We start from the raw sequence: 16468 nt of genomic DNA, 5'->3' as shown, positions 1-16468 counted from the left end.
ACAATGGAGCGGGCGGAGCCCGAGGGCGCCGCCCGCTCCGGGAGGAGGGTCAGAAGCGGAAGCCGGCGCGGAACTGGACGCGACGGGGCAGGGTGATCGTGCTGTTGCCAATCTCCTGGCGGATCAGCGGGTCGGTCGCGCTGAAGAACCCGTCGAAACCGGCGAAGTTTCTGTTGTTGAATGCGTTCAGCACGTCGACTGCCAGTTCCAGTCCGTCGTTGCTGCCGAAGATGCTGAAGCGTTTGGCAAAGGTCAGATTGACCTCGCAGAACGCGAACACATCGCCGAGGCAGTTCTTGACCGGATAGGCGGTCGTCGGCAGCGCCGCGCCGCTGTCCGTCCCGCGGGTGCCGTCGGTCACCTGATAAGCCGACCCACTGCCCAGCGTCGTCAGCGTCGAGAACTGGATACCCAGCGGCAGATCGACCAGCCCCGAAAGCACCAGCCGGTGGCGCTCGTCGCCCGGGCTCTTGCGCCAGCCATAGCCGTCCGGGGTCAGCCCATCGAGGCTGAACAGATCGCCGCCGTTCTTCTCCGCCTTGCCCAGGGTATAGGCCAGATTGAAGCCCCAGCCCGAGCTTTCCGAATAGGTCTTGTCGAGCGTGAAGTAGATCGCCTTGTACCGCGTATCCAATCCGTCGAAGCCTATGATCGCATTGGAATAGCCGTTGGCGACGACGGTGGCGGTGTTGCAGCAGCCGCCCAGGCCATTGTTCTGCCGGGTGGCGAACAGGTTGGTATAGCCGTTGCGCCCGCGCTGGTAGGAGGCGGTCAGCGCGGCCTGGAAGATGCCGACCCGCTGGCGGACGCCCAGCGAGAATTGATCGTTGACCGGCGGCTTCGCGTCGTTCTTGACCGAGAACAGTTCGGGCAACCCCTGCGTCGAAGTCGCGGCCAGCGTCAGCAGGCCGGCGCGTGTGCCATAGGACGGCTGGTAGATGACCGTTGGCAGGCCGTTGCGCGGCAGGCCGGTGCGCGAAAAGCGGAATACGCCGACCGGATTGATCGTGCGGCTCAGTTCGTCGACCGTGTTGTTGAAGTTGTTGCGATCGTAATAACGGCCTGCACCGCCGAAGAGCACGGTCGACTGGTCGCCCTTCAGATCATAGGAAAAGCCCAGCCGCGGCGCAAACGCCTTGGCGAACGGGCTGCGATCGTTGCCGTCCGTGATGTAATTGGCCGGATTGAAGTAGAAGGTCGACGGCAGCGACCGCAGCGCTGCCGCCGCCGCGGCGGGCGTGCGATATTCGTTGTTGAATCCATTGGTTTCATAATCCCAGCGGATGCCCAGGTTCAGCTGGAGCCGCTCGGTGATGTTCCAATCGTCCTGGATGTAGAGGCCGATCTGCGTGTTCGACCCCAGGATGCGGCCGTTGCCGAGGCCGAGCCGCGCCTCCGCGGGGAAACCGAAATCGGTATCGTCGTTGAGATTGGCGGGCGTGTCGGTTCCGGTCTGCGTGAAGGTATAGCGTGGCTGGAGGAACGACTGGTTGTTGAATTCGATGTCGGTGATCTCGACACGCGCGCCCAGCTTGATGACGTGCCCCTGGAGCCCGGTGTATGTGAGGTCGTCGCGGAAGGAGTAATTCTCCTGGATCTCGCGCCGGCTCGAATCCTTGCCGCCATAGGTGATGACGCCGATATATTCAAATTGCGGCAGATCGGGATTGAGCGACGTCGGGTTGAACGTGTAGTTCAGGTAATTGGCGTTGAACTCGTTGACGAAAGTATCGCCGGTGTGGGTCCACTTGTAGAGATACGTGTCGACCTTGTTCTTCTTGTTTTCGGCGACCTCGAAGCTGGTGTTGCCGCCGAAGCCCTGAATATCGGTTTCGGTGCGTCGGCTGAACGACACGTCGAACACGTCGGTGTCGTTGGGGGTCAGCGTCAGCTTGCCGAAGTAGAAATCGCCGCGAAACGGGCTGACGAAATTGCCTTCCAGATCGGCAAGGCGGCGACCCGAACTCGCCTCGAACGCCGCACGGTTGGCCGGCGAGCCGCCCGATTGCACGGCAAAGGCGCGATCCTGGTCGTTGCCTTCGTAGGCCGCAAAGAAGAACAATTTGTCCTTGATGATCGGACCACCCAAGGACACGCCATATTGCTTGCGCTCGAATGCGGGTTCGGGGCGGTTGTTCAGCTTGTCCAGGAACGCGCGCTGGCTGAGGCCCTTGTCGGTGTATTGGCCGAACGCCTCCCCGTGAAACGCGTTGGATCCCGACTTGGTGATGGCGGTGATGACCGCGGCGCCCGCCTGCTCGTATTCCGCCTTGTAGTTCTGCGTGGCGACGCGGAATTCCTGCACGGCCAACTGCCCGAACGGGTTGCCGCGGCTGTTCTGCTGCCCGGCGACGCCGCCCTCGCGCAGCTTGTTCTTCAGCGACACGCCATCGATGAAGACGTTGACCTGCGATGCGGTCTGCGCGCCCGAACTGAAACCCTTGTCCGTCTCGCTGTCGTTGTAGCGGACGCCGGGCGCCAGCGCTGCGAAGCTCAGGAAATTGCGGTCGGTCTGGGGCAGTCGGCGGATTTGCTGCTGGCTGACGTTGGTGGCGATCTCGCTCGTCTTGGTCTCGACCAGCCTGCCGCCGGTCACGATGATGTCGTCTCCGGCCGCTGCCGCAATATCGGCCCCTGCATCCGCGCCCGCCGTCGCGGCGGCGCCCAGTGTCACGTCGAGCGTCGCGGACTGGCCGATCGACACGGTGACCACCTCCTCATGCACTTCACCCGTGGCACCCGTATAGGTCAGGGTGTAACTCCCCGGGCGCAGGCCGTTCAACGTGTACGAACCCGATGCGTCGGTGGTGCCCCGGAACGTCTGGTTGGTCGCCTGGCTGACCGCAACCACCGTGGCGCCTGCGGCCGGCGCGCCGGCGGCATCGCTGACCTGCCCGCGGATCTGCGCGGTCGTCGTCTGCGCCGCCGCCGGCGTGACGGCAATGCCTACGCCCCCGATAAGCGCGGTGCTGGCCAGCAGCAGGTGGAGCGTCCGATACGTCCTCATGATGTCATTCCCCTTATCGGCCCGATTGCCGGGCTTGTTGTTGATCTCTTTGGCGCGGTCGTTTCCCGCTGCATCAGCTCGGGCACCGAAAGTTCGACCGCATGCTCGGCATCGCCCGCGATGGCGCGGACCAGGCGGGCGATCGCGCGCGCGCCAATGTTCGCGATGTCGGTTCGCATCGTCGTCAGCGCCGGTGAAACCAGGCGGGCAAGCGGAATGTCGTCGAAGCCCGCGACCGCGACATCGTCCGGCACTAAGACCCCGGCACGGCGCAGCGCCATCAGCGCACCGATCGCCATCATGTCGTTGGCCGCGAACAGCGCATCGGTCGGCTCGGTCTCGCGCAGCAGCACCGCGGCTGCGACAGCACCGCTCTCCTCCATGAAATCGCCCGCAATGATCCGCGGGGTCAGGCCATGCCGCGTCATCGCCGCGCGGTAACCGTCGGCCCGCTCCGCCGCGTCGATGTTGCCCTGCGGCCCCGATAGGTGGACGATCCGCCGCCGCCCGCCGGCGACCAGGTGATCGATCATCGCCGCGGCTGCCTGCGCATTGTCGACGCGGATCTCGGGGCGTTGCTCGTGATGGGGCGCGCAATTGACCAGCACGACCGGCAATCCCGGCGGTAGCTGTGCGAACAGCAGGTCGGGATCGACATGCGGCGCCATCACCACCAGCCCGTCCACCCGCCCGCGCATCGTCTGCAGCGCGCCGACCGCGCGTTCGGCATCGGCGTGCATGTTCGATAGCAGCAACTGCAGGCCGCGCCGCGATGCCTCGCGGTCCATGCCGCGCAGGAATTCCGAAAAGAACTCGCCATGGATGTCGGGAAGCACGATGCCGATCGCATTCGCGCGCGCCAGGCTGAGGTTGCGGGCGCCCGCATGCGGGACATAGCCCAGCGCCGCGGCAGCGGCCTCCACCCGGTCGCGCAAGGCGGGGCGCACGTTGTCCAGGCCGTTCATCACGCGGGACACCGACGCGACGGAAACCGCCGCTTCGCGCGCCACGTCGCGGATGGTGGCATTGGGCATGCGCGGCGTCGTCCTCTCCTGCGCGTCGACCGGTCGCGATGCCCGTCGATCACGTCTCTTGATGTAACCGGTTACATCATCCACAAACGCGGTTCAAGACCGGACCGCATCCGCTACAGCGGAACGGCAACGCCAAAACTCGGAGAGGGTAGACATGGACGATCGGCAGATCACGCGGCGCGCGGCGATGCTCGGCGCGGCCGCGACCACAGCCTGGCTGGCCAGCCCGGCACGCGCGCTCGTCCAGGCGGCCGGCACCGCCGCGCTGCCGCCGAAGGTGGAGGCGCTGTTCGCGCAGATGACGCTGGAGGAAAAGGCCGGGCAGCTGACGCTTAACGCCGCGACTTGGGCGGGCGGCGCGGCGACGACTCTGAACCCGGCGGGCAATGCCGGCACCTTCGACGGCCAGCTGGCGGAGGTGCGGGCAGGGCGCCTCACCGGCGTCTTCAACGGCAATGGGGCGGAAATGGCGCGGCGGATGCAGACGGTCGCAATGCGCGAATCACGGCTGAAAATTCCGCTGATCTTCGCCGCCGACGTCATCCACGGCTTCCGCACCGTCTTCCCCATGCCGATCGCGGAGGCCGGCAGCTTCGATCCCGACCTCGCAATGCGCACCGCGCGCGTCGCGGCGGTGGAGGCGGCGGCGGCGGGGATCGACTGGACGTTCGCGCCGATGGTCGACATCGGCCGCGACCAGCGCTGGGGCCGCGTGGTCGAGGGCGCGGGGGAGGACGTCTTCCTCGGCCGTGCCATGGCGGCGGCGCGCGTCCGCGGTTTCCAGGGGACGCGCGGGCTCGCCGCCGACGATGCGGTCATGGCCTGCGCCAAGCATTTTGCGGCTTACGGCGCGGCGGAGGCCGGGCTGGACTACAACACCGTCGACATTTCGGAACGCACTTTGCGGGAGGTTTATTTTCCCCCGTTCCAGGCCGCGTTCGATGCCGGTGCGCTCTCGACGATGGCGTCGTTCAACGAACTGTCCGGCATCCCCGCCACCGCCAATCCCTGGCTGCTCGATACCGTGCTGCGCCGTGAGTGGGGCTTCGGCGGCATCGTCGTGTCCGACTATACCGGTGACGAGGAATTGATCGCACACGGCTTCGCCGCCGACGCCCGCGAAGCGACCCGGCTCGCCTTCATGGCCGGCGTCGACATGTCGATGCAGTCGAGCTTCTACATCAGGCATCTGCCCGATCTCGTCGCCAAGGGAGAGGTGCCGATGGCGCGGCTCGATCAGGCGGTGCGCCGCGTGCTCGCGGTCAAGCAGGCGCTCGGGCTGTTCGACGATCCGTTCCGCCGGATCGACCCCCGCCGCGAGAAGACCCGCGTGCGTACCGCCGCCAACCTCAGGCTGGCGCGCGAGGCGGCCCGCCGCTCGATCGTCCTGCTCAAGAACGACGGCAGCCTCCTGCCGCTTCCCCGCGCGGGCAAGCGGATCGCGCTCATCGGCCCGTTCGCGTCGGGCCAACAGGATCTGGTCGGCCCGTGGAACGTCTATGGCACCGATGCCGAGGCGATCGACCTGGCGACCGGGGTCCGCGCCGCCGTTGCCGATGCCTCGCTCGTCACGACCGTCGCGGGCTGCGCGGTCGAGGCACCGATACCCGGCGGCATAGAGGCCGCAGTCGCCGCTGCCCGCGCCGCCGACATCGTCGTGCTGGCGATCGGTGAGAGCCAGCGCATGTCCGGCGAAGCGCAATCGCGCAGTGCGATCGTCGTCCCCCCGGCGCAACAGGCGCTCGCCGAAGCCGTCGCCGCAACGGGCAAGCCCATCGTCGTGGCGCTGCGCCACGGCCGTGCGCTGGCACTGGAAGGCGCGGTGCTGAACGCGCCCGCGATCCTCGCCACCTGGTTCCTCGGCTCGCAATCCGGTCCCGCCACCGCGGACATCCTTTTCGGCATCGAAGGCCCGTCGGCGCGGCTCGCCGTCAGCTTCCCGCACGTCAGTGGTCAGGAACCCTATCATTACGACCACAAGGCCACCGGCCGCCCCAACCCGCCAGGCGCACCGGCAGAATATAAGGCGCATTACCGCGAGGCGCCCAATACCGCGCGCTTCGCCTTCGGCCACGGTCTGACCTATGGCGAGATCGCCTATTCCCGGCTCTCGCTCGGCACGGGAACGCTGGCGTGGGACGGCACGCTGACGGTGCGCGCGACGGTCACCAATTCGGGCCGCACCGCGGCGGTCGAGGTCGTCCAGCTCTACATCCGCGATGTCGCCGCCAGCATCACCCGCCCCGTCCGCGAGCTGAAAGGCTTCGAGCGCATATCCCTCGCCCCCGGTGCCAGCAAGGAGGTCAGCTTCACCCTGCGCCGTGCGGATCTGACCTTCGTCGGCGCCGGCCTCACGCGCACCGTGGAGCCCGGCCGCTTCGACCTGTGGATCGCTCCCTCCGCCCAGGCCGAAGGCGTCGCCGGCAGCTTTACCCTGACCGCGGCCTGAGATTGCATCGACGCCCCGCCTATGGTGAGGTGCAGGAGCAAACGAGAGGACGACCCATGGCGACTGCGGCACCCGAGCGGCACAGCGTCCCCGCTCCACCGGGGCTGCCCGTCGTCGGCCACCTCCACCAGATCGCGCGCGCCGGGTTGATCGGCCATCTGCTCGCGGTCAGCCGCCAATTTCCGGGCGGCATCTTCAAGCTCCGCTTCGGCAGTCGCGTCTCGCTCTTCGTCACCGATCCCGATCTCGTCGCCGAACTCAGCGACGAAACCCGCTTCCGCAAGATGCCCGGTCCCGGCCTGCGCGTCGTCCGCAAGTTCGCCGGCGACGGCCTGTTCACCGCGTTCAGCGAGGAACCCAATTGGGGCAAGGCGCACCGCATCCTCCTGCCCGCCTTCAGCCAGCGCGCGATGCGCGGTTATTTCGACATGATCGTCGAGGTCTGCGACCAGCTGATCGCCAAATGGACGCGCGCCAGCGGCACCGACGTGCTCGTCGCCGACGACATGACCAGGCTGACGCTCGATTCCATCGCCATCGCCGGCTTCGGCCACCGCTTCGACAGTTTCGAGCGTGAGGAACTGGACAGCTTCCTGCTCGCGCTCGGCCGCGCGCTCGGCGAATCCATGGCCAAGCTCACGCGGATGCCGTTCCAGAAACCGTTCGCCAAGCGCGCCGAAGCCCAGTTCGACACCGACATCGCGGAGATGAACGCGCTGGTCGACGGCATCATCGCCGATCGTCGCGTGCATCCGACCGCCAAGGAAAACGGGGGCGGCCGCGATCTGCTCAATCTCATGATCGACGCGGTCGATCCGGAGACGGGCGAGCGCCTCGACGACGTCAACATCCGCTACCAGGTGCTGACCTTCCTGATCGCCGGGCACGAGACGACCAGCGGGATGCTCACCTTCGCCTTCCACTATCTGCTGCGCAACCCGCATGTACTCGCGCAGGCCTATGCCGAGGTGGATCGCGTCCTGCCCGGCGACACCCGCCCGGATTATGCGCAGGTCGCAAAGCTCGAGGTCGTCGAGCGCATCCTCAAGGAGGCGCTGCGCCTGTGGCCCACCGCGCCGTCGTTCAGCCTCGCGCCGTTCGGGGACGAGGTGATCGGCGGCAAGTGGACGCTGCGCAAGGATCGCCCGGTCAACGTCTTCATCCCCGGCCTCCACCGCAGCGCCGCGGCGTGGGAGAACCCGGAGGAGTTCGACATCGACCGCTGGCTTCCGCAAGCCGAAGCCGCGCGCCACCCCCACGCCTACAAGCCTTTCGGCAACGGCGAACGCGCCTGCATCGGCCGCCAGTTCGCGATGGTGGAGGCCAAGATCGCGATGGCGATGATGCTGCGCAGCTTCGCGATCAGCGATCCCCACAATTACCGGCTGCGGATCAAGGAGACGCTGTCGATCAAGCCCGACGACTTCCACATGCGCATCCGGCTGCGCCTGCCGCACGAGCGCATTGCCGCGGCGCCGGTCGCGGTGGAGGAGAACACCGCCGTAGCCTCGGTCGCGGGCACCGGGCAGGCGTTCGCCGTTCTCTACGGCTCGTCGCTGGGCACCGCGCGCGACATCGCCGAGGAGATCGCCGAGCGCGCGCGCGTCGATGGCTTCGACGTCGTCACCCGCTCGCTGGACGACAGTTTCAAGGGTGGTGCCGCACCGCAGGACAAGGTCATCGTCATCGTCACCGCCACCTACAACGGCCGCGCGCCCGACACCGCGATCGAGGTCGAACGCGCGCTCGACGCCGGCATGTTCCACGAGGCGGACTGGGCCGGTGCGCGCTTCGCGGTGCTGGGCATCGGCAACAGCCAATGGCCGAACTATCAGAAATTCCCCAAGCGCATCGACGCCGCGATCGAAAAGGCGGGCGCCACCCGTCTGGTCGCGCGCGCCGAAGCTGACGGCCAGGGCGATTTCGACGGCGCCGTCGCGGGTTTCGTCCGTTCGCTCTGGACGGCGCTCGGCAGCGAAGCGGCGCCCGCCGAAACCCAGGCAACGCTCACCCTCGTGCCGGTCAGCGCGGCCGACACCCGCGCCGCCGCGCTTCCCGCTCATGCGCAGCGGCTGGAGATCGTCGCCAACGACGAACTCGTCCGTCCCGCCGATGGCTTGTGGGATTTCGCGCTCGAACCCCCGCGCCCCTCCACGCGCCTGATCCGCATCCGTCTGCCGGAGGGTCAACGCTACCACACCGGCGATCACATCGCGGTCTATGCCCGCAACCGCCCCGATCTCGTCGATCGCGCGCTTGCACGGCTCGGCGAAGATGGCGCCGCGCTCGTGCAGGTCGGAGGGCAGGGGAACCGCTTCCGCCACCTGCCCACCGGCCGCACTGTCACCGTCGCACAGTTGCTTGGCGATTTCGTCGAGCTGTCCGACCCGGTCTCGCGCCGCGCCATCGCTACGATCGCGTCCCAAACGCGCTGCCCCGATACCAAGCGAAAGCTCGCGGCGATCGACGATACCGCCTTCGAAGTGCTCACCGCCAGACGCACGACCCTCCTCGACCTGCTCGATGCGCACCCTGCCGCCGAACTCTCGCTGGACAGCCTCGTCGAACTGTCCGCGGCCATCGCGCCGCGCTTCTACTCGATCGCCTCCAGCCCGCTCGTCGACGCCCATGTCGCCGACCTGATCGTCGGCACGATGGCTGCCCCCGCCTGGTCGGGCCTCGGCGAGCACCGCGGCTTCGCCAGCGGCTATATGGCAGGCGTCGAACCCGGCGCGCAGGTCTTCGGCTACGTCCGCCGTCCGAACCCGCCCTTCGCGCCAGCCGAAGATCTGGACGTGCCGATGATCCTCATCGGCCCCGGCACCGGCTTCGCGCCACTGCGCGGTTTCCTTCAAGAACGGGCGTCGCAAAAGGCCGATGGCGGCAACGTCGCCACCTCGCTCCTGTTCTTCGGCTGCCGCCATCCCGACCACGACTGGATTTGCCGCGCAGACATGGAACGCTGGCAGGCCGACGGCGTCGCCGAACTCCATCTCGCCTTCTCCGCCGTCCCCTCGCACCCCTGGCGGTTTGTCCAGGACGCGCTTTGGGCCGAGCAGGGGCGCGTATGGGCGGCGTTGGAAGCGGGTGCGAGCGTGTATCTTTGCGGCGACGGCAAGCACATGGCGCCCGCCGTGCGCGACACGCTCATCCGTATCCAGATGCAGCAGACCGGCGGCGAACATGCGGCGGGTTCCGACTGGCTCAACACGATGATCGAACAGGGCCGCTTCCACCAGGACGTCTTCGGCTTCGGGAAGTAGCGCGCCACGTAATCGTTGCCCAGGATCGGGGCTGCTCTGTCCTACACGGCCCGGCCCTGCCAGCGTCGCATCATGTGCGCTCTCCGCTTATCGTCGTCTTTCGCTCTTCGATTTCGCCTTTGCTGCCGAGGGGCTCTCCGCTCGCGACGTAGCGTGTGGTTCGTCCGGTTTGGAACCCGCGGTATGGCGATGCGGCTCTTGTGGTCTGCATCGACTCGGTTCAGCATGCGCGCAACGCGTCACCCGAACGCAACCGGAGAGTCCCATGCAGCAATTGAGCGCGCAGGACGCGTCGTTCGTCTATTTCGAAACGCCGCACACGCCGATGCACATCGGATCGGTCGGCATCTACGACCCCTCGACTGCACCCGGCGGGTTCGTGCGTTTCAAGGATATATTGGGCTTCATCGAAAGCCGCCTCGGCGGCGCGCGCAGCTTTCGCCAGCGCCTCGTGCGCGTCCCCTTCGATCTCGATCATCCCTATTGGATCGAAAACCCCGAATTCGACATCGAATTTCACGTCCGCCACATCGCCTTGCCCAGGCCCGGCGACTGGCGTCAGCTCTGCATCCAGGTATCGCGCCTGCACGCGCGCCCGATGGACCTGACCAAGCCGCTGTGGGAATTCACGGTCGTCGAGGGGCTCGACAATGTGGAGGGCCTGCCCCCCGGCTGCTTCGCGCTGGTGTCCAAGGTCCATCATGCCGCCATCGACGGCATGAGCGGGGTCGAGATGTCCGCTGCGGTCCACGATCTCGACGCCTCGATGGCCCCGCCCGCCGCCGGCGATGCCTGGCAGCCCGAACACATGCCCAAGGTCGCCGATCTGCTCGCCCGCAGCTATTTCAACAGCCTCGTCCAGCCGATGCGCGTCATGGAGACGATTGGCCGGTCGCTGCCCGGGATCGCGCGCCTCGGCACCCGGACGGCCAAGGGCGACATCAGCATCCGCAGCGCCCGCCCCGCGCCCAAGACCCGGTTCAACGGCAAGGTCTCCGGCCACCGTGTCTGGGATGCGGTGCCCTTCAAGCTGGCCGACATCCGCGCCATCAAGGATGCGGTGCCCGGCGCCACCGTCAACGACGTGGTCCTCTCGATCGTCGGCGGCGGTCTTCGCGCCTACCTGCTGGCGAAGAACGAACTGCCCAAGGAAACCATGACCGCGATGGCCCCCATTTCGGTGCGCGAGGAAGGGGAGAAGGCCGCGCTCGGCAACCTCGTTTCGGCGATGGTCGTCGGGCTGGGCACCCAGATCGAGGATGCGCTGGAACGCCTGCGCTTCGTCCATGCCGAGGCGGTGAACTCCAAGGCGATGACGAACGCGGTCGGTGCGAAGACGCTCGCCGATTACAGCCAGTTGATGCCGTCCGCCCTCGCCGGCTTGGCGGCACGGCTCTACACCCGCGTCGGCGCGGCCAACGCTCATTCGCCGGCGTTCAACTGCGTCGTCACCAACGTCCCGGGCAGTCGTGTGCCGATGTATTTCGCGGGCGCGAAGATGGTCGGCATGTACAGTACGGGGCCGTTGTTCGACGGCATGGGCCTCATCAACGCGGTCTACAGCTACGGCGACACGATCGCGATCTCCTTCACCTGCGATCGTGCGATGATGCCCGATCCGGACGCTTATGCAGCCGGACTGCGTGCCGCCTTCGATGCGATGAAGGCAGCGGCGGTGAAACCAACGCCCGCGCCGCCGGTTGAGGAAAACGACAACAGGCCCGCCGAAAAAGCGCGTGTCCGCAGCAAAGGAGCAGCATGATGGCCGACGAGACGAACGAGAACATCGACCACGCCGCCAACGCCACCAGATCGGCGACCGACCGCGCCGCGAATGCCGCCAAGGAGGCCGCCGACCGCATGCGCGCGGGTGCCGAACAGGCCCGCGGCGCCTTTCAGGAAAACGTCGTTGCCCCTGCCATGCGCGCGGGCGAAGCCATGAAGGCGTCGGGCCAGAAGGTCGCTGAGGGTGGCGCCAACATCGGCGTCAAGATGATCGACCAGGCCGAACAGAATGCCCGCGAGGCGTTCAACGCTATGCGCGAGGCGGCTGCGGCAAAGGACTTGTCCGACGTGATGCGCATCCAGGGCGATTACCTGCGCGAACAGGGCACCCGCTCGATGACCCAGGCCAAGGAGATCGGCGACCTCATCATGCAATTCGGCCGCGACGCGGTCGCTCCGCTGCGCGGCGGGCAGGGGGAAGGCTGAACGCCCACTCCAGACTAGGGGAGCCGGTCGCGTCACGGTGAAGGCTGGCGAGCGGTGCGGCGCCGGGGTAAGGCCAGCGGCATGGCCAGACTAGCTTTCATCGGAACGGGCGTCATGGGCGCACCAATGGCACGCCATCTCGCCAGCGCAGGGCATGAGGTGACGGTGTTCAACCGTACCCGTGCCAAGGCGGAGGCGACGGGACTTGCCGTGGCCGACACGCCTGCCTCCGCCGCGGATGGCGCGGATGCGGTGTTCGCCTGCGTCGGCAACGACGACGATCTCGCCGCGGTGACGCTGGGTCCGGACGGCTGCTTCGCGGCGATGCGGCAGGACGCCGTCTTCGTCGATCACACCACGGTGTCGGCCGCGCTCGCGCAGCGGCTTGCGGCAGGACGTTCGCTGGTGGTCGATGCACCCGTCTCGGGCGGTCAGGCGGGGGCCGAGAAGGGCGCGCTGTCGATCATGTGCGGCGGCACCGCGGCAGCAGTGGCGGCGGCCCATCCGTTCATGCAGGCCTATGCCGCCCGCATCGTCCACGTCGGCGAGGCGGGGGCGGGACAACAGACCAAGATGTGCAATCAGATCGCGATTGCGGGCGTGTTGCAGGGGGTGTCGGAGGCGCTGCGTTTCGCCCAGAAGAGCGGGCTGGACACGGCCAAGGTGCTGGAAGCCATATCGGGCGGCGCGGCGCAAAGCTGGCAGATGGTCAACCGCTGGGAGACGATGGCGCAGGACCGCTTCGATTTCGGCTTCGCGGTCGATTGGATGCGCAAGGATCTGGGCCTGGCGCTGGACGAGGGGCGCAGGAACGGCGCAGGTCTGCCGGTGACCGCATTGGTCGATCAATTCTATGCCGAGATACAGGCCATGGGCGGCGCCCGCCAGGACACGAGCGCACTGGTACGGAGATTGCCGAAGTGAAGCCTCTGTTTATCCTTGCCGGCCTGATCTCATCGCCTGCTCTGGCCGATGCGCTGGTCGATAACGTCGCCGGGATCACCGTCGATGCGGATGGCAAGGTGACCCGGTTCACCGGGCTGACGATGACGCTCGACGGCAAGGTCACGAAGCTGCTGTCGGCCAAGGACAAGCGGCCAGAGCGACCGGACTGGCGCGCCGATATGAAGGGCCGGGTGCTGATCCCGGGCTTCGTCGATGCGCACGGACATGTGATGGACCTGGGCTTTCGCGCACTCGAACTCGATCTCTCGACCGCCCGATCACTCGACGATGCGAAGGGGCGCATCCGCGCTTATGCGGCGGCCAATCCGGAGCGGAAGTGGATCTGGGGCGGCGGCTGGAACCAGGAAGCCTGGGGCCTCGGCCGCTTCCCGACCGCGGCCGATCTCGATGAAGCGGTGAGCGACCGACCGGTGTTCCTGGCACGCGTCGACGGCCATGCCGGCTGGGCGAACAGCGCGGCGCTCAAGGCGGCGGGCGTGACGGCCAAGAGCGTATCGCCTCCCGGCGGCCGGATCGAAAAGACCGGCGGGCAGCCATCGGGCGTGTTCGTCGATGCGGCACAGGATCTCATCCGCAAGGTCGTGCCGCAGCCGAGCGGAAAGGATCGCGATGCCGCCTTCCTCAAGGCGCAGACCATTCTGCTCGCCGCCGGGATCACCGCGACCGCCGACATGGGCACGACGCTGGACGAATGGCTCAGCTATCGCCGGATGGGCGATCTCGGCGCGCTGCGCGTGCGGATCGTCAGCTATGGCTCCGGCATCGACGATACCGTGCGGATCGGCGGAGCAGGGCCGACGCCGTGGCTTTACGGCGACAAACTGCGGCTGGCCGGCGTGAAGCTCTACGGCGACGGCGCGCTCGGATCGCGCGGCGCATGGTTGAAACAGCCTTATGCAGACGCTCGCGGCGAAGCGGGTTTAGGCTTCATGACGGATGACGTCATCCGCAATCTGATGAGCCGCGCTGCAATGGACGGCTATCAGGTCGCGGTGCATGCGATCGGCGACAAGGCTAACGCCCAGGTGCTCGATGCGATCGAGGAGTTGTCGGAAACCTACAAGGGCGACCGGCGCTGGCGCATCGAACACGCACAGATCGTGGATCCCGCCGATCTGCCGCGCTTTGGCAAGCACGGAACGATCGCGTCGATGCAGCCCGTCCACCAGACGAGCGATCGGACGATGGCCGAGGCACGTCTCGGCCAGGCGCGTCTCGGCGGCGCCTATGCCTGGGCGTCGATGCTGAAGAACGGCTCGCCCCTCGCGTTCGGATCGGACTATCCGGTGGAAAGCCCCGATCCGTTCGCGGGCTGGGCAGCGGCGTTCACGCGAATGGGTGCGGACGGGCAGCCGTTCGGCGGCTGGCGTCCCGAGGAGCGCGTCACCCGCGAACAGGCCTGGTGGGCTTTTACCGGCGGCGCGGCCTATGCCGGCTTCGCGGAAAAGCAGTTCGGCAGCCTGTCTCCGGGCCAGCGCGCGGACTTCGTGATCCTCGATCGCGACCCGCTCGACGCCTCGCCTACCGAGTTGCGGCAGACCAAGGTCGAGGAGACCTGGGTCGGTGGCCAGAAGGTCTGGACCCGCAAGTAATGGCGCTTGTCCGGGTCATATGGCGCGGACGGACGGGGCGGTAAACGAGGGGCGGGCATGCGAGCGACGACGGGAATCCTGATCCTCACGCTACCGGTCGCCGGATGGGCGCAGGACGTGCCACCGCCGGAGCCGGACAGCCGGTAATTGTGGTCGGAACCCGCCTGACGCCTGAGGAGCAGCGACGGCGAGCATCCGCCTTCGTCCGTCGTACCGGCGTCGCCAATGGTCAGCGGCCGGCCGCGCGCTGGGTCGATCCCATCTGTCCCCTGGCGCTGGGGCTTTCTCCTGCTCTCGCCCGCCAGGTGGAGGGCAAGGTTCGGCAGATTGCCCGCGAGGTAGGGGCAAAGGTGGCCGCAAAACCCTGCACGACCAACATCGCGATCAGCTTCGTCGCGGATGGCAGCGCCATGACCAGGGCGGTAGCCCGCAGCAAGCCACGCAATCTCGCCGAGGTTGCTCGCGAGGACCGCGCCGCGCTGCTGGACGGTGAAGCGCCGGTTCGGTGGTGGTACGCGACCGACCTGCAAGGCACAGACGGCCGCCGCAGCACCGCCGACATGTCCGCGGCGTTGCTCGGCGCCATCGAAGGCGGTGGAGGATTGCCGTCCGACGAACGGGCCTCGTTCCTGGCGCGCACCGGATCGAGCGTCATCAGTACACAAGTGGTCCGCGTGCTGAAGACCGCCACGGTCGTCGTAGATGCCAACCGGGCCGCAGGGCAGACCCTCAACGCGGTCGCTACCTATGCGGCCTTCGTCGCGCTTGCCGAAATCGGGCCCTCGGCGCCACCCGAGGGCTCGATCCTGCAACTGTTCGCCACGCCGGGCAATGGCGATGCCCGGCTGACGTCATCCGACGAAGCCTTCCTGCGTGCTCTGTACCGCCTGCCGCTCGACAGGACCGCCCAGCAACAGCGCGGCCTCCTGGTCGGGCACATGCTGGGTCCAGCGCCGACGCCGCGTGAATAGCGCCGCCCGTTCACCAACCCGCTGGATCAGTGCCCGGCGGTTTCGCCGACCGCGCGCAGCGACGCGTACTTCAGCGTGGTTGCCGGAATGCTTTCGATCACCCACTGCGCCATCCGCTGCTCCTCGCTCAGCGACTGCTGCAAGGCCGAGGTTGCCCAGGAGAACGCGCCCGCGTCCGCCAGTGTCAGCAGCGACGTATAAGCCGCCGCCTCGAAATTCTCGAAGGCGAAATTGGCAAAGCTGTTCTTTACGACCTCGTCCGGGGCGAACACGTGCGCGATCGCGGCAATGTTGCCCGAGATAGTCAGTGCGATGTCCTTGAGCGCCGACGCGCTTTCGCCGAAGCTCGCAAGTACCTCGTCCAACCGGACGATCTGCTGCTCGGTCTCGACGCGGTGCCTTTGCAGCACGTCGACGATCTCGGGATAGTTGGCGAGATGCTCGATCTGCCGATCCATCAGCGCCAGCGCCTGGTGCTCGACGCCATGTGCGTTCTTCAAACCGGTGATGAAGATCGACTGGAGAAGGTCTGCGTGGGATACGGCCATGTGATGCTCCTGTGGGCGATGCGTCGGCCGACAAGCGCATCAGGCGCAGTCCCGATCCCGAATCTGATCCAGGTCAAACAAAAAGGCCGCGGCGCCACGCGCCACGGCCTTTCGCGGGTAAATGGACGAGAGCGTTCAGGCGACGCGAGCGGCCGCGACCTCGTCGGGCTCACGCAGCACATAGCCGCGGCCCCATACGGTTTCGATGTAATTCTCGCCTTCGCAGGCCAGGCTCAACTTCTTGCGCAGCTTGCAGATGAAGACGTCGATGATCTTGAGTTCGGGCTCGTCCATCCCGCCATAGAGATGGTTGAGGAACATTTCCTTGGTGAGCGTCGTGCTCTTGCGGAGCGACAACAGCTCCAGCATCGCATATTCCTTGCCGGTCAGATGGACGCGGCTGCCATCGACTTCGACGGTCTTGGCG

The 16468-nt window shown here is 67.0% G+C and carries 11 protein-coding genes; 7 read left to right on the top strand and 4 right to left on the bottom strand.

From position 1 onward, the window contains the following. Positions 1-49: 49 nt before the first annotated feature. Complete coding sequence (locus VF643_RS01330) at positions 50-3007, bottom strand: TonB-dependent receptor (protein WP_331041558.1); 2958 nt, start codon at positions 3005-3007, stop codon at positions 50-52. Continuing rightward, the gene (locus VF643_RS01325; RefSeq protein WP_331041557.1) at positions 3004-4041 is read right to left on the bottom strand and encodes a LacI family DNA-binding transcriptional regulator; all 1038 of its coding nucleotides are present in this window, start codon (positions 4039-4041) and stop codon (positions 3004-3006) included. Before VF643_RS01325 ends, VF643_RS01330 begins: the two co-directional genes overlap by 4 nt. Positions 4042-4195: 154 nt before the next feature. Between VF643_RS01325 and VF643_RS01320 the strand changes: the two genes are divergently transcribed. From VF643_RS01320 to VF643_RS01290, 7 genes are all read left to right on the top strand, one after another. After that, complete coding sequence (locus VF643_RS01320) at positions 4196-6490, top strand: glycoside hydrolase family 3 N-terminal domain-containing protein (RefSeq protein WP_331041556.1); 2295 nt, start codon at positions 4196-4198, stop codon at positions 6488-6490. A 56-nt stretch (positions 6491-6546) separates the two neighbouring features. Continuing rightward, a complete protein-coding gene (locus VF643_RS01315) occupies positions 6547-9753 on the top strand; it encodes a bifunctional cytochrome P450/NADPH--P450 reductase (RefSeq protein ID WP_331041555.1) in 3207 nt (1068 codons plus the stop codon). 265 nt (positions 9754-10018) lie between these two features. Beyond that, positions 10019-11515, top strand: a complete 1497-nt coding sequence (locus tag VF643_RS01310; protein ID WP_331041554.1) for a wax ester/triacylglycerol synthase family O-acyltransferase — start codon at positions 10019-10021, stop codon at positions 11513-11515. After that, positions 11512-11964 (top strand): phasin family protein, encoded by a 453-nt coding sequence (locus VF643_RS01305; RefSeq protein WP_331041553.1) that lies wholly within the window; start codon positions 11512-11514, stop codon positions 11962-11964. Before VF643_RS01310 ends, VF643_RS01305 begins: the two co-directional genes overlap by 4 nt. 81 nt (positions 11965-12045) lie before the next feature. Beyond that, complete coding sequence (locus VF643_RS01300; RefSeq protein WP_331041552.1) at positions 12046-12888, top strand: NAD(P)-dependent oxidoreductase; 843 nt, start codon at positions 12046-12048, stop codon at positions 12886-12888. Beyond that, complete coding sequence (locus VF643_RS01295) at positions 12885-14522, top strand: amidohydrolase (RefSeq protein WP_414713761.1); 1638 nt, start codon at positions 12885-12887, stop codon at positions 14520-14522. The genes VF643_RS01300 and VF643_RS01295 overlap by 4 nt, the downstream gene beginning before the upstream one ends. Before the next feature lie 305 nt (positions 14523-14827). Next, positions 14828-15493 carry a hypothetical protein gene (locus VF643_RS01290; protein WP_331041551.1) on the top strand — a complete coding sequence of 222 codons (666 nt, stop codon included), beginning with the start codon at positions 14828-14830 and terminating at the stop codon, positions 15491-15493. A gap of 26 nt (positions 15494-15519) precedes the next feature. Here VF643_RS01290 and VF643_RS01285 read toward each other — a convergent pair whose 3' ends face one another. Both VF643_RS01285 and VF643_RS01280 read right to left on the bottom strand, forming a co-directional pair. Beyond that, positions 15520-16041, bottom strand: a complete 522-nt coding sequence (locus tag VF643_RS01285; RefSeq protein WP_331041550.1) for a ferritin-like domain-containing protein — start codon at positions 16039-16041, stop codon at positions 15520-15522. Positions 16042-16176: 135 nt separating this feature from the next. Then, on the bottom strand, positions 16177-16468 hold a 292-nt coding region (locus VF643_RS01280), incomplete at its 5' end, for a winged helix-turn-helix domain-containing protein (RefSeq protein WP_331041549.1).

Origin of the sequence: Sphingomonas sp. (assembly GCF_036387595.1) — a bacterium.
Lineage (GTDB): Bacteria > Pseudomonadota > Alphaproteobacteria > Sphingomonadales > Sphingomonadaceae > Sphingomonas.
This window is presented reverse-complemented; position numbering and strand designations above follow the sequence as displayed.

Bases quoted from the DNA above. Each gene is read 5' to 3' on its own strand.
- VF643_RS01330 (WP_331041558.1), bottom strand. From the start codon at position 3,007: ATGAGGACGTATCGGACGCTCCACCTGCTGCTGGCCAGCACCGCGCTT.
- VF643_RS01325 (WP_331041557.1), bottom strand. From the start codon at position 4,041: ATGCCCAATGCCACCATCCGCGACGTGGCGCGCGAAGCGGCGGTTTCC.
- VF643_RS01320 (WP_331041556.1), top strand. From the start codon at position 4,196: ATGGACGATCGGCAGATCACGCGGCGCGCGGCGATGCTCGGCGCGGCC.
- VF643_RS01315 (WP_331041555.1), top strand. From the start codon at position 6,547: ATGGCGACTGCGGCACCCGAGCGGCACAGCGTCCCCGCTCCACCGGGG.
- VF643_RS01310 (WP_331041554.1), top strand. From the start codon at position 10,019: ATGCAGCAATTGAGCGCGCAGGACGCGTCGTTCGTCTATTTCGAAACG.
- VF643_RS01305 (WP_331041553.1), top strand. From the start codon at position 11,512: ATGATGGCCGACGAGACGAACGAGAACATCGACCACGCCGCCAACGCC.
- VF643_RS01300 (WP_331041552.1), top strand. From the start codon at position 12,046: ATGGCCAGACTAGCTTTCATCGGAACGGGCGTCATGGGCGCACCAATG.
- VF643_RS01285 (WP_331041550.1), bottom strand. From the start codon at position 16,041: ATGGCCGTATCCCACGCAGACCTTCTCCAGTCGATCTTCATCACCGGT.